Source organism: Microcoleus sp., assembly GCF_049646505.1.
Taxonomy (GTDB): domain Bacteria; phylum Cyanobacteriota; class Cyanobacteriia; order Cyanobacteriales; family Microcoleaceae; genus Microcoleus.
Map to the genome: position 1 here is coordinate 1 of NZ_JBARVX010000129.1, position 20,961 is coordinate 20,961.

The 20,961-nt window shown below is 47.2% G+C and carries 19 protein-coding genes; 5 read left to right on the forward strand and 14 right to left on the reverse strand.

Features of this window, described 5'->3' with window-relative positions:
* Window positions 1-300: 300 nt before the first annotated feature.
* The 7 genes from WBA89_RS07500 to WBA89_RS07530 all read right to left on the reverse strand — a co-directional run bounded on the left by WBA89_RS07500 (window position 301) and on the right by WBA89_RS07530 (window position 8,493).
* Window positions 301-1,737, reverse strand: a complete 1,437-nt coding sequence (locus WBA89_RS07500) for an IctB family putative bicarbonate transporter (protein WP_424405272.1) — start codon at window positions 1,735-1,737, stop codon at window positions 301-303.
* A gap of 315 nt (window positions 1,738-2,052) precedes the next feature.
* Window positions 2,053-2,946, reverse strand: a complete 894-nt coding sequence (locus WBA89_RS07505) for a sensor histidine kinase (RefSeq protein WP_424405242.1) — start codon at window positions 2,944-2,946, stop codon at window positions 2,053-2,055.
* 420 nt (window positions 2,947-3,366) lie between these two features.
* Complete coding sequence (locus WBA89_RS07510) at window positions 3,367-4,809, reverse strand: 1-acyl-sn-glycerol-3-phosphate acyltransferase (RefSeq protein WP_424405244.1); 1,443 nt, start codon at window positions 4,807-4,809, stop codon at window positions 3,367-3,369.
* A 306-nt stretch (window positions 4,810-5,115) separates the two neighbouring features.
* Window positions 5,116-7,122 (reverse strand): ribonuclease catalytic domain-containing protein, encoded by a 2,007-nt coding sequence (locus WBA89_RS07515; protein ID WP_424405246.1) that lies wholly within the window; start codon window positions 7,120-7,122, stop codon window positions 5,116-5,118.
* A gap of 300 nt (window positions 7,123-7,422) precedes the next feature.
* On the reverse strand, window positions 7,423-7,638 hold the full coding sequence (rpsR, locus tag WBA89_RS07520; protein ID WP_006631377.1) for a 30S ribosomal protein S18: 216 nt from the start codon (window positions 7,636-7,638) through the stop codon (window positions 7,423-7,425).
* 94 nt (window positions 7,639-7,732) lie between these two features.
* Complete coding sequence (gene rpmG / locus WBA89_RS07525; protein ID WP_015175916.1) at window positions 7,733-7,921, reverse strand: 50S ribosomal protein L33; 189 nt, start codon at window positions 7,919-7,921, stop codon at window positions 7,733-7,735.
* A 38-nt stretch (window positions 7,922-7,959) separates the two neighbouring features.
* Window positions 7,960-8,493 carry an RDD family protein gene (locus WBA89_RS07530; RefSeq protein WP_424405249.1) on the reverse strand — a complete coding sequence of 178 codons (534 nt, stop codon included), beginning with the start codon at window positions 8,491-8,493 and terminating at the stop codon, window positions 7,960-7,962.
* 387 nt (window positions 8,494-8,880) lie between these two features.
* Between WBA89_RS07530 and WBA89_RS07535 the strand changes: the two genes are divergently transcribed.
* Entirely contained in the window at window positions 8,881-9,735 is an 855-nt protein-coding gene (locus WBA89_RS07535) for an SGNH/GDSL hydrolase family protein (RefSeq protein WP_424405251.1), read from the forward strand.
* A gap of 248 nt (window positions 9,736-9,983) precedes the next feature.
* On the opposite strand, the gene WBA89_RS07540 is transcribed toward WBA89_RS07535, so the two are convergent.
* The 3 genes from WBA89_RS07540 to WBA89_RS07550 all read right to left on the reverse strand — a co-directional run bounded on the left by WBA89_RS07540 (window position 9,984) and on the right by WBA89_RS07550 (window position 14,191).
* A complete protein-coding gene (locus WBA89_RS07540; protein ID WP_424405253.1) occupies window positions 9,984-10,883 on the reverse strand; it encodes a DUF4436 family protein in 900 nt (299 codons plus the stop codon).
* Window positions 10,884-11,052: 169 nt separating this feature from the next.
* Window positions 11,053-12,552 (reverse strand): carotenoid oxygenase family protein, encoded by a 1,500-nt coding sequence (locus WBA89_RS07545; protein ID WP_424405255.1) that lies wholly within the window; start codon window positions 12,550-12,552, stop codon window positions 11,053-11,055.
* A 187-nt stretch (window positions 12,553-12,739) separates the two neighbouring features.
* Window positions 12,740-14,191: a folate/biopterin family MFS transporter gene (locus tag WBA89_RS07550; protein WP_424405257.1), complete on the reverse strand. Its 1,452-nt coding sequence runs from the start codon at window positions 14,189-14,191 to the stop codon at window positions 12,740-12,742.
* Between the two features lie 323 nt (window positions 14,192-14,514).
* On the opposite strand from WBA89_RS07550, the gene WBA89_RS07555 reads away from it, so the two are divergent.
* The 3 genes from WBA89_RS07555 (at window position 14,515) to WBA89_RS07565 (ending at window position 16,013) form a co-directional block, all read left to right on the forward strand.
* Window positions 14,515-14,670 (forward strand): hypothetical protein, encoded by a 156-nt coding sequence (locus tag WBA89_RS07555; protein ID WP_424405259.1) that lies wholly within the window; start codon window positions 14,515-14,517, stop codon window positions 14,668-14,670.
* A gap of 188 nt (window positions 14,671-14,858) precedes the next feature.
* On the forward strand, window positions 14,859-15,320 hold the full coding sequence (locus tag WBA89_RS07560; RefSeq protein ID WP_424405261.1) for a cupin domain-containing protein: 462 nt from the start codon (window positions 14,859-14,861) through the stop codon (window positions 15,318-15,320).
* A 6-nt stretch (window positions 15,321-15,326) separates the two neighbouring features.
* Complete coding sequence (locus WBA89_RS07565; RefSeq protein ID WP_424405263.1) at window positions 15,327-16,013, forward strand: class I SAM-dependent methyltransferase; 687 nt, start codon at window positions 15,327-15,329, stop codon at window positions 16,011-16,013.
* Window positions 16,014-16,043: 30 nt separating this feature from the next.
* On the opposite strand, the gene WBA89_RS07570 is transcribed toward WBA89_RS07565, so the two are convergent.
* The 3 genes from WBA89_RS07570 to WBA89_RS07580 all read right to left on the reverse strand — a co-directional run bounded on the left by WBA89_RS07570 (window position 16,044) and on the right by WBA89_RS07580 (window position 19,771).
* Window positions 16,044-16,652 (reverse strand): Uma2 family endonuclease, encoded by a 609-nt coding sequence (locus tag WBA89_RS07570; RefSeq protein ID WP_424405274.1) that lies wholly within the window; start codon window positions 16,650-16,652, stop codon window positions 16,044-16,046.
* Window positions 16,653-16,737: 85 nt separating this feature from the next.
* Window positions 16,738-17,976 carry a cation:proton antiporter gene (locus tag WBA89_RS07575; protein WP_424405265.1) on the reverse strand — a complete coding sequence of 413 codons (1,239 nt, stop codon included), beginning with the start codon at window positions 17,974-17,976 and terminating at the stop codon, window positions 16,738-16,740.
* Between the two features lie 652 nt (window positions 17,977-18,628).
* Window positions 18,629-19,771: a universal stress protein gene (locus WBA89_RS07580; protein ID WP_424405267.1), complete on the reverse strand. Its 1,143-nt coding sequence runs from the start codon at window positions 19,769-19,771 to the stop codon at window positions 18,629-18,631.
* Here WBA89_RS07580 and WBA89_RS07585 point away from each other — a divergent pair.
* A complete protein-coding gene (locus WBA89_RS07585) occupies window positions 19,763-19,954 on the forward strand; it encodes a hypothetical protein (RefSeq protein ID WP_424405269.1) in 192 nt (63 codons plus the stop codon). The genes WBA89_RS07580 and WBA89_RS07585 overlap by 9 nt on opposite strands.
* Window positions 19,955-20,127: 173 nt before the next feature.
* On the opposite strand, the gene kdpC is transcribed toward WBA89_RS07585, so the two are convergent.
* Window positions 20,128-20,757: a K(+)-transporting ATPase subunit C gene (gene kdpC / locus WBA89_RS07590; protein ID WP_424405270.1), complete on the reverse strand. Its 630-nt coding sequence runs from the start codon at window positions 20,755-20,757 to the stop codon at window positions 20,128-20,130.
* Window positions 20,758-20,961 lie beyond the last annotated feature (204 nt).

A 20,961-nucleotide genomic window follows, 5' to 3' on the forward strand; every position in this document is an offset into this window, starting at 1 on the left:
TGCGATCATACTGTATCCATAACCAGGATTACATCACTCAGGAGCCGTGTGCGGTGAAAGTCGCTCTTCCCGGTTTTGTAGGAGAGATGGTGGGGGACACCCTGCCATCGACTCTCTAACAGATTGACAACAATAAAATTGGATCGCACGCGCGATCCGTTTTTGTGATGGTAATTTACCGACGATGATATCAAAAGCTCGAAGAGTTCCTGCAACCGGCGAGCTTCGGGGAAAGCACTAAAAGAAACAAATGCTTTTTGCAAAAGAACAGATGTTCTTCTGTGCCAGCATTTGTGTCTACTAGCTTTCGGTCAAAGCTGAGTCTTCCTGCTGTCGGTTGCTGTAAAAACTAGCAATAATCGCCACCATCAACCACCACAGCATATTAACTTCTGGTCTGTACCAAACGGTATCGACAAAACCGTGAACCATCATGCCGGTTAAAGTTGCGATCGCCCCAATCAACCAAAACCCTTGATTCGATTTGAAATTGAGAGATTCTTGCTCTACATTAGAGATATTAAATTGCGCGTCGCGCAATCTTTGGATCTGCAACAAACCTTGATTGACGGTGACAGTCAGCAGCCACAGGAAACACATTAAACCGATAAAGCCAGTTTCTACGGCAATTTCCAGCAGCACGGAATAAGCGCTCAAAGCAGTGAATCTCGGCTTCATATAAAGCGGATAAACTTTATTAAAGGCAGTGTTTCCGGGGCCTATTCCGAGAATTGGCCGATCGCGAATCATATCAATCACCGCCGTCCAAACATTAATCCGAAAATTGTTGCTGCTGTCGCCGCGGCCGACAAACATACTCAAAACTCGATAGCGCAAAGGCTCCACTAAAGCCACTCCCAAAATTAAGGCTCCAGCCAAACCTCCCAACCCTAACGGCAGCGCCCAAGTGCGCCAGAACCGAGGCATCGAAGGGCTGTACCAGTACCAAAGCAGCACTAAAAACACGACAAGCAGAGCCACAAAACCGATCCAAGCACCCCGGCTGTCGGTGTAGCGCAAACACGCGCAATTCACCACCAGCATCGTCAAGGCTAAAAGTTTTGTTCCCCATCCTTTCCACACAAAAAGTGCGGCGGCGCTCAAAGCAATTGCTGGCAGCAAATAGGCACCGAGCAAGTTTGGATTGCCCAAAAAGCTGTAAACTCGCGTGAAATCCGCTTGAGTTGAAGTCGGATCGTTCCAAGTAGCTAATGGCGGCACTTTATCGATCCACTGCCGCACGCCGTAGAAACTGACAACTAGAGCGACATTTAAATATACGGCAATCAACCAGGAGCGCCAGCGGGAATCTCGCAAGATCCGCGCCATTAGGGCAAAAAACAGCAAATACAGCGTTAGTTTGCTCCAACCGATAAAAGCCGCGCCTTTGACTGGCGACATCGCGGTGGCGACGGTAGCAATGCCCCAGTACAGCAGTACCAGCAAGTGAATGGGTGTCAGGGCGACGATCGCGCGATCGTCAGAAACAGTCAGCAGCATCCAAAAAGCAGCACCAGCCGCCATCAACACCCCCACCAAGGCATTGTTCACAAACGGGCCCATACTGAACGTCAAAGCCAGCAAAACAAAACCCAGCGGTTCCGCCCACTGCATGAGCCAGCTACTCTGCCGCCAACTGCGCGCATTGCCGATCGTCCAATTCAATAAATAACTGCCACTTTGCCACTGAGAGAGCGGCAAATTTGCCAGACTTAACTGTTGCCAAACTGAATTCATTTCTATTTTAGATTTGTAATTAGTCATTAGTCATTAGTCATTAGTCATTAGTCATTAGTCATTAGTCATTAGTCATTAGTCATTAGTCATTAGTCATTAGTCATTAGTCATTAGTCATTAGGGAATTGTTAGCTGTTAACTGTTAGCTGTTAACTGTTAACTGTTAGCTGTTGACTGTTAACAACTGCTTTCCTGTCAACTGCCAACTGCTTTCCTGTCAACTGCCAACTGCTTTCCTGTCAACTGCTTTCCTGTCAACTACCAACTGCTTTCCTGTCAACTGCTTTCCTGTCAACTACCAACTGCCAACTGACTTCATCCTTCCAACAACTCCGTAGCATTGGTGCAGGGGAGCCAGAGCACGTAGCGATATCCAGATTCCGGGGTGCCTTGAATCGAGAGTTTGCCGCCTTGAATTTCCGCCAACTGACAGCAAAGCAGCAGCCCCAAGCGTTCTCTGGCCCCGCAACCAGCTAACACCGGTGCGGTATCGGCAGCATTCTCGGCCACTAAAGCCGCCAACTCAGAAAACGCCAGCATTAATCGCCGAGAATGCTCTGTCTGTGTCGCGAGTTGCGGTTCGACTTCCGGGGAGCCGGTTTCGGAGTTCGATGGCGAACCGCTACCGACTCCCACCTTCAACAAGTAGTCGGAGTAGAGTGTAGCATGGGGCAAAGTTTCTCCCAACCAAGGATGAAAAACCCAAACTCCGATGTTGATACCATGTTCTTTCCGAGAAACGTGGACTCGAATCACGCTGCCTGCCCCAGCGGATTGAATAATGCTAAAAATTAAGTGGCGCAGCATTTGCTGAACTTTATCCTTATCGGCCAACCAGATGCGCGGCCCGGGCCCGATCGACAAATTAATTTCTTGCTCTCGCCTGGTTGCCGCCGCCGACAGGGTTGTCACTACTTGCTGACACAAACCTTCTATATCGACTGCGACTCGCTTCAAGGTGAAGGCGGATTCATCGAGCTCTGACAGTTCCAAAATTTCTTCAACTAGCGATCGCAAAGACTGGCTGCTCTCTTGAATCACGTCGATATATTCTTTTTGCTTGCTCGTCAACGGGCCATAAATTTCTTGGTTCAACACGCTCGCCATGCCGATGACCGAAGTGAGCGGGGTGAGTAATTCTTGTGCTAAATGATTCAGGAGCTTGACTTTGATTGAGTTAGTAAACAAATCGATAGGTTTGTTATTCATCGGTAATTTTTTTAGTTTTATTATGGCTCGTTGATTATTAGTGGTTCATTATACCTCTTTCTCAAGTCTATAACAACTTGTTGGCAGTTGCAGGCTTTAGTTAACTGATGACTGTTAACTGTTGACTGATGACTGTTGACTGTTAACTGTTGACTGTTGGCTGTTGACTGCTGACTGTTAGTTGTTAGTTGTTAGTTGTTATTTGTGGTTAGGAATTGAGAATTGGGCGGAGCGAAGCGGAGGGATTGGGAATTCGTAGCAAGTAACCAATAACCAATAACCAATAACCAATAACCAACAACCAACAACCAATAACCAATAACCAATAACCAACAACCAATAACCAACAACCAATAACCAATAACCAATAACTACTAACTACTAACTACTGACTACTAACTACTGACTACTGACTACTGACTAATTAATCATTGCTTCTAAAGCTGATTGCAAATCTTGAGTGAGTTCGGCAACGGCTAACCTGCGGCCCTTTTGATATCCCTCCCAGCGATCGCCCACTGATATCGGTTCGCCCACGGTCATTTGCACCTGCTGTTTGCCCAAAGAAGGTCGCCCGAAAGGATTTCCGCCTTTGATGCGAGTCAGTACGTCCCACAGCAGTAAAGTTGTCTCTGCCAAACGTTCTGCGGTCAGTTTTTCTTGGACGTACCGACCGGTAACGGAGACGAAACTTTCGACAAGTCTCATGTGCCACATCCGCAGACTTGCTTCTTCGGCCAGGCGATCGGCTAATCCTCTTTCTAAGGGACAAAGTGCTGCAATATCTTTGATATCTTCTCGATAAATATAGTCCCAGCCTGCTTGTTCCAGACGGCGGCAGCGGTCTATCAAACTACCTTTGGGCTTTAAGTTAAAATATTCTTCTGCTACTTGCAAAGCCACGTCTAACAGTGCTGTCAGTCGAGCAACCATCACTTCATTGCCGGAATCGTTGGCAGTTGTGTCGGGCAGCGATAATGATGTTAAAATAGAGGTCGTTGGCTGTATATTTTTATGATAAAAACGGCTGTAAAACTCTGACATTACTGTTAATAAATGGCTGCCAAGTCTAATCAGGCGCAGATATTGAAATTTGTAATTTTGGTCTTCGGGAGCGGAATTTTCTGCCTCTAAATTGGCGGCGTTGGTGCGATATAAGGGTGGCAGCCCGCAATCTATTTCTAATTGAGTTAAAAGTTTTTCTAGGGGTTCCCAAGGTGGGTTGACATAGCGGTATTGAATGCCGATCGGCACAATTAACACTTTTTCCTCAGTACGTCCGGCTTTGTGCAAATCTTCAACGCACCAGAAGCCCATTTGAGCAATTCCCGGTTCCAGGGGGCTGACTATTTCATTGTGACCGTTGGTAGCGCCTTCTGGGGCGGCGGCGATGGGAAATTGGCTGTTGGCGAATAAATCGCGGGCCGATCGCAATCCGGCGCGATCGATCTTACCGCGAACGATCGGAGTACCGCCGAGGCGAGAATACAGCCAGCCGACTCCTGAACCGGCCCAGAGGGGAATGCCGCGATCGTAAATAAAGTGCGAATGTACCGGGAGTTTCAGGGGAATCCCTTTTTGGCGCGCCACTTGGGGAACCAGTTTCCAAACGAGTTGTCCCAAACAGTAGGGATCGTCGGAGTTTGGGTGGCGGAAGGCCAGCAAGAAGCGAACTTTCTGATTTTGAAATTGGTGGAATAGTTCGGCGAGGGTTTCGACGTTTTCGGCTTGAATGTGGCTGATATTCGTCCGAAATCGCAGCCAGTAGGGGAGTATTTGCTGACTACCCCGGACGATTAGGGGGTTGTAGGCTGGGGGTATGAATTCTAGGGGCGGCTGAACTTGGTGAATTGAGTTGGCCATTTTGTGATTTTAAATTTGAGATTTGAGTTAAGGTTGTGTGCGATCGATTGACTTTAATCAGATTCCGCACGCGCGATCCGTTTTTGTTATGGTAATCGACTCGACAGGATCTGAGACGTCGGTTTCAACCGCCCCTACAGAAACAAAACCCGCCTGGGCGGGTTGAAGAGCGATTTCGCGTAAATTCGCAAGTCGAAATTCGGGTGAGATTCCTAACTTAAGCTTATTGGTCGATCGCCGCCAGCGCATAACTCCTCTCGCTAAGATTTTGGATTGCCAAAATCTCAAATCGAAAAATGGAAAATCCTATTGTGCGGGTTCAAGAATCACTTCTTGGAAGTTGATCGCATCCGATCGCGGATCGCAGTGTGTGACTTTGACTTCAAATCGATCGCCTATTTCGACCGATCGACCAAATCGCATTGCCAATTCTAAACCCAATTCCTCCAATAAAATCAATCCGAGATTGCTATCTTCCCTCAGCCAGCGCAGCATTAAAGCTTCCCAAACTGCATCCGGGTTGCGCCGCAAATATTCCAATCCCCAATAGCGGTTGGTTTGACGTTCGACAGTAGAGGCTTCTCTGACTGCGGTGCCGAGACACATCACAATGTCCTGTATTTCTTGGGCTGAAAAAGGCAGCGGTTCGTCCCGCAGGTGGGCTTTGATTTGGAAGTGAGTCAGCAAATCAGTATAGCGGCGGATAGGAGAAGTAACTTGAGTGTACAGTTCCAAACCCAAGCCTGCGTGCCGTCCGGGGGTCAGACCCATTTCGCTGCGGGGCATACAGCGGCGCACGGCGCAAGCGCGGGCGGGGCCTGCGGGTACGGCCAGCAGTTCTTCCTCTGGGGGGAGTTCTGGCTGGGGCTGATAGCGGTAGGGAATTGGTATGCTGTGAGTTTGACCGTAGCGGGCGGCGACTTCGCCAGCTAAAATCATCATTTCAGCTACTAGCATTCGGGCTGTGGAGTCGTCGATGACGTGGATGTCGATGTCCTCGCCGCGGACTTTGATAACGGATTCGGGCATGAAAATGTTGATTGCGCCTTGGACTTCGCGCCATTTTTGCCGCAGTTTTGCCGCAGTGGCGATCGCCCCTATTTCCGGTTCTGCTTCGATTCCCAACTCCAGCATTTCGTCTACATCATCGTAGGTTAAGCGGTAGGTTGGTTCGATCGTGCTGATGTGGACGCTGTAATCGCAAGCTGCGCCGGTTTCGTCTAAGGAGACGCTGAAGCTGAGGGCGCTGCACTTTTTGCCTTGAATTAAACTCATCGGCCCGGTTGCCAATGCTGGGGGAAACATGGGGATCATGCCCGTGGGCAGATAAACTGTAGTCGTGCGCTTTCTGGCTTCGAGGTCTAGTTCGTCTCCGGGGGAAAGCAAGCTGGTGGGATCGGCAATGTGTATCCACAGCCGCTGCTGGCCGTTTTCGAGGAATTCTAAGCTTAGTCCGTCGTCGATTTCGGTGGTGCTTTCGTCGTCGATCGTGTAAACCTTGAGGTGAGTTAAGTCGAGACGGTTTGTCTCCGAGTCGGTTGGGGGATTTTCTAGGCAGCTTTGGGCCACTTCTAATACCTTTGCGGAGAATTGTAGGGGAATTTGGCTGCGCCGCAAAAACAGGTTTTCGTGGGTGCTCCACAGGCCGAGTTCGACTAGGAGTTGAAATGCTGCTTCGGGGTTTTCGGAGCGTTCTAAGCTGGCTAAAGTTTCTAAGGCCGGGGTGCGGTGCGTGGCTTCTTCTCCGAGGGTTGCAAAGCGTTCTAGCGCGTCGAGGCGAGTTCGATCGCTATTAATCCACTCGACATTTTCCCCAGCCAGCCGCTGTTTGACTCGATCCCAAAATCCTTGGGATTCTTGGTGTCGCTGCTGTTCTACTTCTTGCTGGTGTTTGATTTCGGCTACTTGGGCGGCCGAGCGCGGTTCGTAGCGATCGCCCTTTTGTTTGAAATACAGTTTGTCTGTTGATAGCAAACAGTAAGCAGCGTAACACTGGGCCGCACTGCGATCTGAAAATAGCAGCATTGCCAGGGATTCGGGATCTGTCGTTTCTCCGTCGCCCGCGAGGATTTCCCAAGCCACTTCTAGACTCGACGGATCTGAGTAAGCTTCTACTTCTTTGATAAATTTGGAAATGTCGGAGGGTTTGTAAGTTTCTCCGGCTGCTTCGTAGCTAATTTGTTTGGGCGGTATGCTGTGCGGTTGACCGTTTTCGTCTACCACGACCCAGTTTTTTTTCCCGTCGGGGCGATCGGCAACGGCCAGACGGCGGTCGCCGTGCACTCTAATTTCTACTAACGTTCCCTTCTCCACTTGCCAGTTGTTTAATTTTTTATTGGAAACTTTTACTGCTCTTTGTCCGATCGCGAGCGGGGGATTTTAGATTTTGGATGTTTACATTCTTGACATCTATTGTTAAAAATTACATCTAAAAAGTTGTGCTTTTTGTACTTTAATTTTTAACTTTTTAGACTTTGATTAAGACTTACGCACCACCGACTCAATACCCAATCTTGCGAGCGATTGGCGATTTTCGCTTCCGACAAAAAGACGTTGTTTTCGCGTAAGTCCTATTTGTTTTCCAAAATCTAAAATCTCAAATCCCAAATCGATTTAGCCTTCTTGGTTTACGAAGGGCATCAAAGCTACAATTCTTGCTCTTTTGATGCTTCTGGTCAAGTCTCGCTGCTGTTTTGCCGTCAAACCGGTAATCCGGCGGGGCAAAATTTTACCGCGTTCTGTGACGTATTTTTTGAGCAAATCGACATCTTTATAGTCGATCGGGTCTCCTGGTTTTATGGGCGAAACGCGCCGGCGAAAGTAAGTCATGGTTCTTTGTTTGTTGACTGTTGACTGTTGACTGTTGGCTGTTGACTGTTGACCAATAACAACTGACCAATAACAACTGACTAATGACTAATCACTACTTAATTTCTTTGTGGGCAGTGTGCTTGTTGCAGTGGGGGCAGAACTTTTTGAGTTCCAGCCGCGCCGTCGTGTTGCGGCGGTTCTTGGTCGTGGTGTACCGAGACACGCCTTTCGAGCGTTTGCTCGCGTTTGTTCGGCACTCAGTACACTCTAGAGTAATTATGATCCGGACGCCTTTAGCCATAATTCTAAATAAATTTCGACTAATTTAAACACAATTTGTTATCTTCTCACATTAGCCTGCACTTGGTCAAGCAATCTTCTAACTTTGATGTCGAGGGAGTAGCCGCGCTTGGTGCCGATGACGATCGTCTTGCTGAACCGATCGTGGAAAGCTTGAGGAAACCGGGCGGTGTCGATGAAGGCAATGCTGCAGTCGATCGCCAGCGGCAGCATCAGCAGCAAGACGGCGGCGTTGGTAGATGTCAGTCCCCCAACCCCTGCGAAGGCTAGGGCGGCGCAAATGCCCAGCAATCCCTCGCGCTTGCAGAGTTCTTGCACTCCGGGCATCCGTTGGTATCTGCTATCGGTAATTTTCATGTCCAAGGCCCAGCGCCCGATACTTTGACCTTGGTTTTTCCTGACAATGGGTACGCGCAGGATCATCCACAGCAGGAAAAAAAAGATGGTTTGGACGATCGGATTAGCGCCCAGAAGCAAACTGGGCAGCCAAACTGCGATCGCATCGATGCAGAAAGCCGCAGCGCGGCGGCCGATCGATACTTTGGGAAGCAGAGGAACTAGATCGGAACTCATGGGCCAAAAGGGCGATCGCCACTAGCTACTCGTTCATTTTAAACTGTCGGGTCTGTCCATCGGCACCGATCGACCTCAAAACCCGCTTTTACTCAGAGGAAAAAAAGGTTCGATCCGCTGCTGGGAGGGCAACAATCCGCCTGCTGAGAAAGTATCAAGCTGCTTGTAAGCTGCTTTGCATCTAATTTGACAGTCAATTTTTCTACAATTATTATTGTGGAATGGGCAGGAGAACCCGTCTCTGTCTTCAATTTAAATGCGCGACAGCTTATTTCTGAAAAACCCGGTTCTTGACAATTTTTAATCAAGCAATAAAACACGGTAAAAAACCGATATAATTGCTGAGCGTGAAAAGTAGTTAAAAATTTAATCAGAAACTGCATAATAATGTCTGCAAAAGCGATATCGCCCCGCCCCAAAACCCCAAAACAGCAAGTGTTAATCAGACTAGCCCTCGCCGTAATTGCTGCTGTTATCATCTTCAACATTCCTCACTCTTTAATTCCCGTGTTTACAGAACCCGTATCCCAAGCAACGCCGCCGCCAGAAATCCAGAACGTGCTCGCCGGCAAGCGCAAAATTGTGACAGTGGGCGACAGCATCACCGAGGCGGGAAAATACCCCGGAGGTTACGTTTGGCTGCTGCAGCGCTACCTGAATGCCCTTTATCCCGATCGCCAAATCGAAATCGTCAACGCCGGCATCTCCGGCAACAAGGCAACTGATATGCAAGCGCGTTTTCAGAAAGATGCGATCGACAAACATCCAGATTTAGTCACCATCAACGCCGGAGTCAACGACGTTTGGCACGCCTTTTTTGACTTTCAAAACCTGCAATTTTATCCGCAAGGCAACTTAGCAACAGGAGTATCTCTGACAGAATATATAGATAAAATAACTCAAATGGTACTAGCAGCCAAAGCCGCAGGAATTCGAGTCGTGCTGCTTTCTCCTACTCCAATCCGCGAGATTCTCGACGGCCCCGAAAATCGCCGGTTGCAAGAATATGTTGCCGCGATGCGAGAAATCGCCCTAAAAAATCAGTGCTTGTTTATCGATTTGAATGCACCTTTTCGGGAAGTAATCGGCACCTATCAAAAACACGCCGGAAAAACTCTGAATTTGTTAGCCGCCGATGGCGTACACCCGAATCCGTCGGGATATCGAATAATTGCTTTTACTATTTTACGAGGTTTGGGAGTGCCGGCGAAGGATATTGAGAATTTACAAATCAAAAATTGAGATTAGTAATTAGTAGGGGCGGTGGATGGTGCGTGCCCGCCCTCTTAGTAGTCAGTAGTCAACAGTCAACAGTCAACAGTTAACAGTTAACAGTCAACAGTCAACAGTTAACAGTCAACAGTCAACAGTCAACAGTCAACAGTTAACAGTCAACAGTTAACAGTCATTAGTCATTAGTTATTAGTCATTAGTTAGCTCCAATGCCCTGCGCGGGCCAATGCCCAATTCCCAATCCCCAATTCCCGCTATCATTCAATCGGCGGATGATACCGCTTCAACCAACAGCTACCAATAATCACCAACGCCACCACCACAATAATTTCAGTCCAAAAAAACGACAGGAAATCGCTGGCAGTTCCCACTGGCGGCACTCCCGGCTGAGCGTTGCGAATAGCCGGAAAAGCAAACAGCATCACAGCAGTCCAACTCAGCATTCCCACTTCCGGCAACTTGCCAGATTGCATGACTTTTAGTGCTAGCAACAGTGCCATAATTGACAGCACCCACATAATCACAATAATCACCAAGGCAAAGAATTTCACTGGAAGCGATCGAGTTGCAGAAACATCGATATAAATAAAGATCGATGAATTCTCCTCCAGCGGCTGGTAAGTAATGTCGAAACCTGGAACATCCGCATTGAAATTAAATACCAGCGGCACGGGATTCAGTTCAAAGGGGGCAAATTTTTTGCCGATAGAAGGTAGCGGATCGATCGAAATAGCTACTTTCGCAATGTGCCTGTCAAAGGGATAATTGTTGATTTTTCCCTTGACTAAATTGAACTTCAATGTCGGGACAATCATCGGCTTGCCTTCTTTAAAGGAAATTTCCGAATCCTTAACATTAGCACCGTTAACTGTCATTAACAAATCTTGAGCAGGGTAAGTTGGCCCTTTTTTGTAAATACCTTTGAGCTCAAACTGCAAGCGGGTTTCTAATTCGTTTTTAACCGGATCTACTCCAATTACTGTCATTTTGATCTCAACCAAGCCTTTTGGTGTTACAGAGATTTCTGGAGATAATTTGTAAGACTCTTGGGCATTAGCATTGTGAGAGTAAACAGATAAAACAATTGCCAAAAATATGACTGTGCTGCAAATTAAAACGAGTAGTTTTTTGAGATTATTTTTGTTTACAATTTGCATTAATTATGGATATTTGACAATTGAAAATTTTGTGAGCATTGCTACAGCTAACCATTTACAACAAAGGTTCGATCGTTCTGAACTTAGTCCTAGTTATGGATGCGGACTCGCATTCCGAACGAGCGAACCTTTTTCATTGCACTTTGAGTCCCTCTTGCATCGCTAACAGTTACTGCGAATCGATAGGAAGCAGTACATTTGGTGTAAAACTTCCGTGCAAACCGTAGGGAATGTGCTGTTTTAAATGCAGGCGCGCTAGAGGCCCTTTGGTGATGTCGCTAGCATCTAGAATCGCTAAGGTCGATCGGTGATTAGCCGCATCATACATCAAAACCAGCAGCCAGCCGTCATCCTCCGCCACAGCACCGGGACGGGGAACAAAAACAGGTTCCCCCGCAAAACCGCGCGGCGCAGCACTCCAAATTTGCTGTTCTCCTGTCTGGAAATCCATTTTAAGAATAGCTTGCAAAGGAGCATTTCCCGCCGGAGCATCCGCAGCGCCAATATAAAGATATCGGTAAGGCTGTCCGACGTTGTTGGGATGCAATGTCGGAAACTCGCAGCACCGAGTTTCAATTACTTGATGGTTGACAGTTTTTTCATTCAAATTTAACTTGAACCGCCACAATTCCCCCGCTGGAATGCTGTCAAAATCAATCTCGCGAAAATCGCCGTCCGCCTCGACGGTTGGGAATGAGTCGTAGCAAACAGAATCAACAAAAACTTCGCCGTTTTCTTCCCAGGCGTTGCAGTGGTGGAAGACAAAACAAGGTTCGGTTTCTAATACTTTTACCTCGTCGGTGCCGTTGCGGGGAATTAAAATTGCTTGCGTCGGGCGGTTGGGCGAAAATTGAATGCACTGGGATGCACTCCGCATTCCTAACAAGAATGGTAGGGGATTGAAGCTGACGGGATTTTGGAAGAATATGCAGTAATTCGGGGTAATTACCATGTCGTGCAAAAAGGCAAAACCCGGTATTGCATGGGCGTGTTTTTGTAAAAGTTTGCCGCTTGTGTCGAGTTCGTAAATGGTGATTGTACTTGACAAACCGGGCTTGACGGAAAAGTTGACTAATCTGTCTCCTTTACCGTTTTTGCCTTTTTCAATTCTGGGGTGGGCGGCGAAGGCTTCACCGGGTTCTAAGATGCCGTCTAGGGTGTCTAATCCGAGTGTTTCTAGGCTCCGGGGGTCGAGTCTGTAGGGCTGTGCTGCTTCCCAGAGTGCTAACAGTTTGTCGCCCCAATAAATGATGTTGGTGTTGGCTATGTTTTTGATTTTGATGTCAAAGATGTTGCTAAGCCAGCCTCCGGGTTTCTGTGTGCCGAAAACGCCTCGGTGCAGGATTTTTCCGGCTTTTTGTTCGGCTAGGTAGCCTTCGGTGCGGACGAATCTGTTGCGGAAGTGGGCGCGGCTGTCGGAAATTGCGATCGCACAAACCATTCCGTCGCCGTCGAAGGGGTGATGGATGCGCTGGCCGTTGACATCTAGCAAACCGGGCCCGTTGCGAAAGAATGTGCCTTGCAAGCCTTGTGGGATTTCGCCTTCGATGTCGTCAATCCAGTAGTCGGATTCGCTGGGTTGGGATTCGTAGCCGCGCTGCCAGTCTGTGCGCGTGTATGATGGTTTTTGGGCGGGTGTTTGGGGTTGGGAAGTTTGTAAGTTTTGCATGGGTAGAATAAGCTTTTATTGATTTAACCGCAGAGGGCGCAGAGGGCGCAGAGAGGGTGAAAGTGGGAGAGTGGGACAGTGGGACAATAGGAAAGGGACACAAAGGCATTGGTCATTAGTCAAAATTGAAGAAATCCCAAATTTTGAATTCTTCCTAATCACTAATAACTAATGACTAATGACTTCTTTAGCTATCTGCGGTGCGTTTTTCTGACCTGACTGTCGGTACTAAGTCGGGAAAATATTCGGGTATGAAGTTCTTGCCGCCTTGTTTTGCGCCTCCTAGTTCTGCTTCTAGTAGGGGGAGCGATTGTCGATCGTTTTGGTCGCCACTTTCTGCATTTTCTGCCGGAAGCCAACCTAGGAATGGCAGGGGTAGCAGTGTGGAGAGGTTGGTGATGACTATTAGCAGCCAGAGGTTGTCAAAATTGCGATCGGTAATTCCGAGTAAGTGGGTCAAAAGTGCACCGCCTTCGTGGGACAAAAGTCCGGCTAAGTTGGTGACTGACATTAACACGGCAAATAATGTAGCTTCGACACCGGGAGGACACAATCGCGCTGAGAGTACCAGCACTGGCATATAGGCAATTTGTCCGATTACTGTCAGGATCAGGCTGTCTCCGATGCTGAACCACTGGTCGTCTATTCCTAATGCTCGGTTGGCATGAGTTACTAATAATAATGTAGTCAGACCCAAGGCTGTTGCAATGACTGTTGACCAGCCAAAAATTACTCTAAATGGAATTGCTTTGAGGTATCGCTGAAACAGCCAAATACCTAAAAGGGAGGCAATGCTGGTGACGAGGCGCACTCTACCGAGAAATTCTGGTTGAAAGCCTAATTCGTTGGTGGTGAAGAAGAAGAAGGCTGAGTCGGAGCTTGGGGTGGCTTGCCACAGGAAGAGGAAGGCGGTGGGCAACCAAATTGTTTTTTGGGTAACAGCTTGCCGCAGTTGTTTGAATTGGTTTTTTACTGTGTCAAAGTCGGTTTGTTTGTTGACTTTTTCTTCGGAAATTAACCAGGCTGTTGCTGATACGATTAGGGGGAAAGATGCGGTGATCAAAAAGATGGTGTGGGTGCCCAAGTGTTGCATCAGGTAGCCGCTGAGGTAGGCGGTGATTAGTCCGCCGAGGGCTGATGCGCCCCAGGATAGGGATTGCAGGGAACCTGCGTCGGCGACGGATTCTTTTCTAGCTCTTTCGACTATTAGGGAGTCGGCGATTACGTCGCTGACGGCGAGGGAGAGGGAACTCAGGGCGATCGCCCCTGTGGCGGCCAGCGGCGTGTGTACAATTGTTGCGAGGCTCACCCATGCTGACGTGCCCAAGAGCCCGGAGAGGACGATGTAAGGTCGTCTGCGGTAGCCGAATATGGGCAAACCGTCCGACATGAAGCCGAACAAGGGTTTGATAATCCAAGGTAGGGCGACAACACCCATCATTGCTGATACTTCGGCCGGAGTCATGCCAAGATCGTCTTTCAGGAAGAAGCTGACGGCTAAGCGAGCTAGTCCGAGAATGCCTTGGACGAAGTAAATCAGTAAGATGGCTATGAGTTCGGGGGTTGGCTCATTCCCAAAGAATACTTTTTCTTTTAAAGATTCTTTGAGTTTGCTGGCGCCAGAGGGTGAAACGAGCATTTGTGCAATATTTCTTAATGAATCTAAATATTATATAACACATTCTTAATGGGTTGCGGAAACTGTCGGAGGTGGGATGTTAGGGTGACGGGCGACTGCCAGCGGGTGTAAAATCTTGATGAGCCTGGATTTAAGGACTTTTTGCGATCGATGAAAGCAGAAATTATACCAATTTCATAAAGTAGCGCTAGATATTACCCCCCCAACCCCCCCTTATTTCGGGGGGGAGTGGGGGGGGTAGTACAACATCTTTAGAAAAATGGTATTAGAATTGTCTCTCTGGCTGTGGTTTTGGTTTGAGGATTGGGGGCTAATTTAGCTTTATGGTTCAGCGATTTCGATCGGTTTCTGTAGATGGCGTTGATGCGCCTGCTGATTTGTTTGAAAGAAACAAAAAAAAGGTTTTTCAGTGGCCTGCGGTGACTACTTTTCGCAGGGGAGAAGGCCTGCAAGCGGTTAGGGGAAATCATGCCGAGTAAATTATGATTGCTGATTCTCCGGGTAAACCTTGGCTGCCGATTTTCACGGATGGGGGTATTTTTTTTGTGCGGGCTGATTCGGGAAAATTCTACTACTTTAAAATTTTTGGAATAATTAACCGCGAAGACGCGAAGTACGCGAAGCAAGAAAAGAAAGAGATGTCACGAATACTGAAAGGAGTATTTTTATGATTGTGAATCCTGAAAATGTGCCGGATATTACAGGCTCGAATTATCCCCTGCAATTTCAATCTGCGGTGGCGGGAAGGGTGAAAAAACGCTTGGGGAATGCTGCCGGATTGCAGAATTTTGGGGTAAATTTGGTGCGGCTGGCACCGGGAAGTTGTTCTGCTCTCAGGCATTGGCACACCAGGCAAGATGAGTTAATCTATGTTCTGGAAGGGGAGATTGTTCTGATTTCTAATGCGGGTGAGGAAGTGCTGCAACCGGGTATGGCGGCGGGTTTTCGGGCTGGTGATGCTGACGGGCATCATTTGGTTAACCGCACGAATGCTGATGTGGTTTATCTGGAAGTTGGCGATTGCACTCCGGGAGATTCAGCAAATTATCCCGATGATGATTTAATTGCTAAAGCTGATGGTAATAGCTGGATTTTTACTCGCAAAAATGGCGAGATTTATGAGGGTTAAAAAATTATGAGTCAAGTGAATCTTTGGGATTCGGCGGAGCACGCTTTGTGGTATCTGGCTAAGGCTGATGGTATTCCTCACCGCACTGAGGGTGAGGCGGTTTTGTTGGAGGAGGTGCCGAAAGATGTCAAGCGGATTCTGGATGTGGGTACGGGTGATGGGCGGTTGTTGGGTTTGCTGAAGTACGCGCGGCGAAGCTATCCCGCAGGGAATCGCCCGAATGTTGAATGTGTGGCGATCGACTTTTCGCCGACAATGCTGGAAAAAGCCAGAATTCGCTTTGCTGATGACCAGAATGTCACGGTAATCGAGCACAATTTTGACGAACCGCTGCCGGATTTGGGCAAGTTTGATGCGGTGGTTTCTAGTTTTGCGATCCATCACGTAAATGACGATCGCAAATTTGCCCTCTACACCGAGATTTTTGAGCTTTTGGAACCCGGAGGCATTTTTGGCAATTTGGAGCACGTAGCGTCCCCAACAAAGGCTTTGCACGAGAAGTTTAGAGAGGCGCTTGGTATTAGCGATTCGCCCGACGATCCGTCTAATAAATTGCTGGATGTGGAAACGCAATTGCGCTGGTTTAGAGAAATTGGTTTTGGTGAGGTAGATTGTTATTGGAAGTGGCGGGAACTGGCTTTATTAGTTGGGGTGAAACCAGTCATCATTCTGGATGAGCAAGAAGGCGGGTAGGGAAATTTACCCTGAAAAGTATCCTCTAATTCACTGCAAAATTCGTCGTAAGTTTAAGATAAATCCGGGTAATACATCCTCTCCAGAAAGTTCTGCGGGATGTTCTAAAACCTGGATTTCTTGCCCCGGACGGTAGATTTCGACTCGTTGATTCTGAGGGTCAATTAACCATCCCAATCTCGCACCATTGTTGAGATATTCCTGCATTTTCTCTTGCAGTTTAGCAAGGCTATCTGTAGCCGATCGCAGTTCCACTACAAAATCGGGACACAGGGGAACGAATCCTCGGCGTTGTTCGGGACTCAGAGCTTCCCATCGTTCTCGTCGCACCCAGGAGGCATCCGGGGAACGGCGAGCACCGCTGGGAAGGATAAATCCTGTGGAGGAGTCGAAGGGTATACCGTGACCCCCCTCCTCTTCGACCCACTTGACTAAAAAGTAGGAAATTTTGACATTACGATATCCTGATTCGCCTCCTGTAGGTGGATTCACGATTAATTCTCCTCGCGCCGTTCGTTCTAATCTTAAATCGGGATTGGCAGCCGCAAGTTCCTCGAACTGTTCGGGGGTTACGTGGAGAACCGTAGAGGTGGGGAGTTCTAGGCTGAGGGTGTCGGGTTGGGTGAGGGTGGATGGCATCGTGTCACCAGGGGGAAATGGGGTGAGATATTTATTGTAGGGGATGGGAGAGGTTTGGGCGATCGACAATGAAAATTTCTATGGATTAAATTAAATCCGGTACTTTTGGTTTAATTCGGCGCTCGTACCAGTTCATTAACGGGGTGGAACTAATGCCGTGGACTATCACAGAAAGTACAATGGTTGAAAAAGTAATCCAAGCAAGTTTTTCGGCAGTTTCTCCTTTCAAACCGTGACCTAAAGCATAGGTAAGATAATAGATAGAACCGACCCCGCGAATGCCAAACCAACCGCACAGCAAGCGGCTGGCTGGATGTAAAGGACTGCCGATTGTACTGATCCAAGCTCCCACAGGTCGAATCAAAAAAATCAAGAATCCACCTACTAAGAGGGAGTAGCCTCCAAAAGCGAGCATAGGTTCTAGGCGGAGCAGCGAACCTAATAGTAAAAGAGTTCCTACTTCCATTAACTTTTCTACGCGCTCGGTAAAGTGCAGTTGGGAAAGCGGTTTTTCTGGGTGGTGGTAACTGCGCTGCACCACAATTCCTGCTACAAAAACTGCCAGAAATCCGTATCCGTTGATTACTTCTGTGAGGGAATAGGTGAGCAGAATTGTACTGAGGGCAATGAAATCTTCCATTAATTCATCTGCCGGTTTGTGGCGTTGCAGTCTTTTATCAATCCCCGTGACGGCTTTAGCTACTAAAATGCCCATGACGATACCTGTGGCGATCGCCCAAATTAAATCAACTGCTGCCCACTGCGAAAACCAGTTCGACCAGTTGTTATCTTTCATCGCATAAATGCCGAAGTAAACAAACGGAAAAGCTAAAGCATCGTTTAAGCCGCCTTCCGATGTTAAACCAAAACGCAATTCATCGCGATCGTCTAGATCGGCTAACTGAACTTCTGATGCTAAAACTGGATCTGTGGGAGCGAGGATTGCTCCCAATAAAATAGCAGGCCCCCAATCTAATTTCACAAACCAATGAGCTAGCGCAGCCACAGCACAAATCGAAATTGGCATTAAAAAACCGATCAGCCGTACTGTGGAATTCCAAGCCCAAAATTGCAGCGGGCGATTCATTTTTAAGCCGCAACTGAACAGAGAAACAATAACTACAAATTCTGCAAGTCTTTCCAAAAATTGAGCGTCGGGGCGCAATTCAATCAGCTTGATACCGTAAGGCCCCAACCCGATACCGACAACTAGATAAATTAAGGCATAAGACAGTGGCAATCGCGAAATCCATCCCGAACCCAAGGTGACTGTCAGCAGGAGGATGCCAATGGCTAGCAAGTTGAGAATGTAATGATCTACCATGACGATCGCACTTTTAATCAGTTTAGCAATTGCGACTATAACAGGTAAATACTTTTAGCGCATCCGTCTTATGCTAGAGTATGCTACCATCCTAAAGTTGCAGTTGCGATACGATCTCCTTTGAATTATCGGCGATCGAATTTGGTCGCGCGGTGGTGGCGGGTTGATATAAATTGTTAGTATGAATTAGAGATTTTTGGTGCAGTAATCCCATGCTGAAATTTTGGTTAATTTACCAAACATCATCAGAATGATGACTAATAATATCGTGTCATGTCGATTGACCGCACTACAAACCTTTTCTGTGAAGATAATCGAGCGGATATAATATCATATGATTGATGACTAATGACTAGCCTTCGACTTCGCTCAGGCTAAAATGACTAATAGAACTCTTGCAAAAATCCAAAGCACCCCACCCCAACCCTCCCCTTATTAAGTGGAGGGAGCAAGATTATTCGTGTTTCTCCCAGTAATAAGTGGGGACTAAGGGGGGTAAATTTGACTTTTGCAAGAGGTCTAATAACTAATAACTAATAACTAATAACGAATAACTACTGACTACTGACTACTAACTAATAACTACTGACTACTGACTACTAACAACTGCCAACTGCCAACTGCCAACTGCCAACTAACAACTGCCAACTGACTAATGACTTTTATCAGTAGCAATGATGTGCAAATCTACGTGTTTGAGCGATCGCACTAACTTTTGAGTCAAGGAACCCCGCAGCAGCAATTTCCACCGCGATTGCTGGCTTTCGCCGATCACAATTTGAGTAATTCGATAATGTTTGGCTACATCCGTAATTGCTTGGGCTATATTGTTACCGTTTACCCGCAAAAATTGTCCGTTAAATTCCTTACATAGTTTTTCACAAGTTTCAACGTGCAAGCTTTCTGCTTTTGTTAAAAATTTGTCGGGATCGTTAACAAACAAAGCATAAAATGGAGCATTCATGTAGTTAGCAATCCTTCCGCCCCGCCGCAGCAATTGCAAGGAATTGGGATAAGTGGAGAGGCAGACTAAAACTCGTTCGTGAATGTTGCAAACTTGACCTTTTAAAGTTTCTGCACCGTCTTCAATATTGTCTGCAACTTCTCGCAAAGCCAGTTCTCGCAAAGCAATTAAATGACGGCGCTGGAAAAAGTTTTTTAAAGATTGTTCGATTTTTTCGGGAGCGTAAATTTTGCCTTCTAACAATCTTGTTTCTAGAGTTTCTGGCGTGACATCGATCACCACTACTTCGTCAGCTTCTTCTAGAATGCGATCGGGAATTCTTTCTCTGACTACAACTCCGGTAATTCGCGCTACTAAATCGTTGAGGCTTTCGATGTGCTGAATGTTGAGGGTGGAGAAAACATCAATTCCAGCATTCAGAACTTCTTCGACATCTTGATATCGTTTTTCTCGCAGAGAACCGGGAATATTTGTATGGGCGAGTTCGTCAATTAATGCTAATTGAGGGCGGCGTTGTATGACTGCCTCCGCATCCATTTCTGCGAGCTTTTTTTCGCTTCGCAGCATTGTTTTTAGCGGGACTATTTCCAGTCCTTCCGCTTTAGATGCTGTTTCTTTCCGCCCGTGAGTTTCTAACAGTCCGATCGCCACATCTATGCCTTCAGATTTGAGCCTGTGCCCTTCTTCTAGCATTCGGAAAGTTTTGCCTACACCGGGGGCCATACCGATAAATATTTTGTGCTTTCCCCGACGGCGCGGGCGATCGTAAGTGCGGTTAGGTTGGGCGTAAACCTCATCTGGATTGTTTGTGAGTTCGCTAGAGTGAATCATAGCTTAATAGATAAGTTGGCAGTTGGCAGTTGGCAGTTGGCAGTTGGCAGTTGGCAGTTGACAGTTGGCAGTTGGCAGTTGGCAGTTGGCAGTTGGCAGTTGGCAGTTGATAGTTGGCAGTTGGCAGTTGGCAGTTGGCAGTTGGCAGTTGGCAGTTGGCAGTTGTTAGTTGGCAGTTGTTAGTTGTTAGTTGTTAGTTGTTAGTTGTTAGTTGGCAGGAAAACAGTCAACAGTCAACAGTCAACAGTTAACAGTTAACAGTCAACAGTCAACAGTCAACAGTCAACAGTTAACAGTCAACAGTCAACATTCAACAATTTCCTAATGACTAATGACTGATGACCAATGACTAATGACTATTGTAAACTGTCGAGAGCTAAATTTAGTTTGAGGACGTTAACTCCCGGTTCGCCGAAAATTCCGATAAATCTGCCGTCTGTATTTTTAGACACCAAAATTTCTACTTGATTGAGATTGAGCGATCGCACTTGTGCTATCCGCTCAATTTGCGCCCTAGCTGATTCTACACTAATGTGCGGATCGAGGCCAGAGCCAGAGGTGTAGACTAAATCAGCAGTCGGTTTGATGCCAGCTTGGTTGAGGCGGGCTAATTCTACTTGCACGCCTTGAAAACCATCTTTCTCATTGCCTCGATTCAGCAAATCCGAGTTACTGGGAGCAAGGTTGCTAGCTCCCGAAACCCCCGTTCTTTGAGTTAAATTATCTGCCTTTGTTTGGTCGAAATCAGTAGGTGCAAAGCTGCTGTAATTTGTGGTGGTGGGGCGACTCCAAAAATATTTATCCGAACTGAATGATTGACCGATTAAGGATGAACCGACTACAACTCCTTGTTTAGTAATTAAGCTCCCGTTTGCCTGCGAGTTGAAAGCGAGTTGACCGATTGCTAGCACGATTAAGGGATAAATAATTGCGGTGATTCCCCACAAAACTAAGGTTACGCGAATCGCTCTGATTAATTCTCTCATAAATTACCTCAATGAAGGATGAAGGAAGAAGTCATTAGTCATTAGTCATTAGTCATTAGTCATTAGTCATCAGTCATCAGTCATTAGTCATTAGTCATCAGTCATTAGTCATTAGTCATTAGTCATTAGTCATTAGTCATTAGTCATCAGTCATTTTGCCCGCTCCCGAAGTGGAAGGGTAGTCATTAGTGCTGTCCCCCGGAG

What these genes read in the sequence shown, in the direction of transcription:
- WBA89_RS07500 (WP_424405272.1), bottom strand. Translation starts at nt 1,737, where the DNA reads ATGAATTCAGTTTGGCAACAGTTAAGTCTGGCAAATTTGCCGCTCTCT.
- WBA89_RS07505 (WP_424405242.1), bottom strand. Translation starts at nt 2,946, where the DNA reads ATGAATAACAAACCTATCGATTTGTTTACTAACTCAATCAAAGTCAAG.
- WBA89_RS07510 (WP_424405244.1), bottom strand. Translation starts at nt 4,809, where the DNA reads ATGGCCAACTCAATTCACCAAGTTCAGCCGCCCCTAGAATTCATACCC.
- rpsR (WP_006631377.1), bottom strand. Translation starts at nt 7,638, where the DNA reads ATGACTTACTTTCGCCGGCGCGTTTCGCCCATAAAACCAGGAGACCCG.
- rpmG (WP_015175916.1), bottom strand. Translation starts at nt 7,921, where the DNA reads ATGGCTAAAGGCGTCCGGATCATAATTACTCTAGAGTGTACTGAGTGC.
- WBA89_RS07530 (WP_424405249.1), bottom strand. Translation starts at nt 8,493, where the DNA reads ATGAGTTCCGATCTAGTTCCTCTGCTTCCCAAAGTATCGATCGGCCGC.
- WBA89_RS07535 (WP_424405251.1), top strand. Translation starts at nt 8,881, where the DNA reads ATGTCTGCAAAAGCGATATCGCCCCGCCCCAAAACCCCAAAACAGCAA.
- WBA89_RS07540 (WP_424405253.1), bottom strand. Translation starts at nt 10,883, where the DNA reads ATGCAAATTGTAAACAAAAATAATCTCAAAAAACTACTCGTTTTAATT.
- WBA89_RS07545 (WP_424405255.1), bottom strand. Translation starts at nt 12,552, where the DNA reads ATGCAAAACTTACAAACTTCCCAACCCCAAACACCCGCCCAAAAACCA.
- WBA89_RS07550 (WP_424405257.1), bottom strand. Translation starts at nt 14,191, where the DNA reads ATGCTCGTTTCACCCTCTGGCGCCAGCAAACTCAAAGAATCTTTAAAA.
- WBA89_RS07555 (WP_424405259.1), top strand. Translation starts at nt 14,515, where the DNA reads ATGGTTCAGCGATTTCGATCGGTTTCTGTAGATGGCGTTGATGCGCCT.
- WBA89_RS07560 (WP_424405261.1), top strand. Translation starts at nt 14,859, where the DNA reads ATGATTGTGAATCCTGAAAATGTGCCGGATATTACAGGCTCGAATTAT.
- WBA89_RS07565 (WP_424405263.1), top strand. Translation starts at nt 15,327, where the DNA reads ATGAGTCAAGTGAATCTTTGGGATTCGGCGGAGCACGCTTTGTGGTAT.
- WBA89_RS07570 (WP_424405274.1), bottom strand. Translation starts at nt 16,652, where the DNA reads ATGCCATCCACCCTCACCCAACCCGACACCCTCAGCCTAGAACTCCCC.
- WBA89_RS07575 (WP_424405265.1), bottom strand. Translation starts at nt 17,976, where the DNA reads ATGGTAGATCATTACATTCTCAACTTGCTAGCCATTGGCATCCTCCTG.
- WBA89_RS07580 (WP_424405267.1), bottom strand. Translation starts at nt 19,771, where the DNA reads ATGATTCACTCTAGCGAACTCACAAACAATCCAGATGAGGTTTACGCC.
- kdpC (WP_424405270.1), bottom strand. Translation starts at nt 20,757, where the DNA reads ATGAGAGAATTAATCAGAGCGATTCGCGTAACCTTAGTTTTGTGGGGA.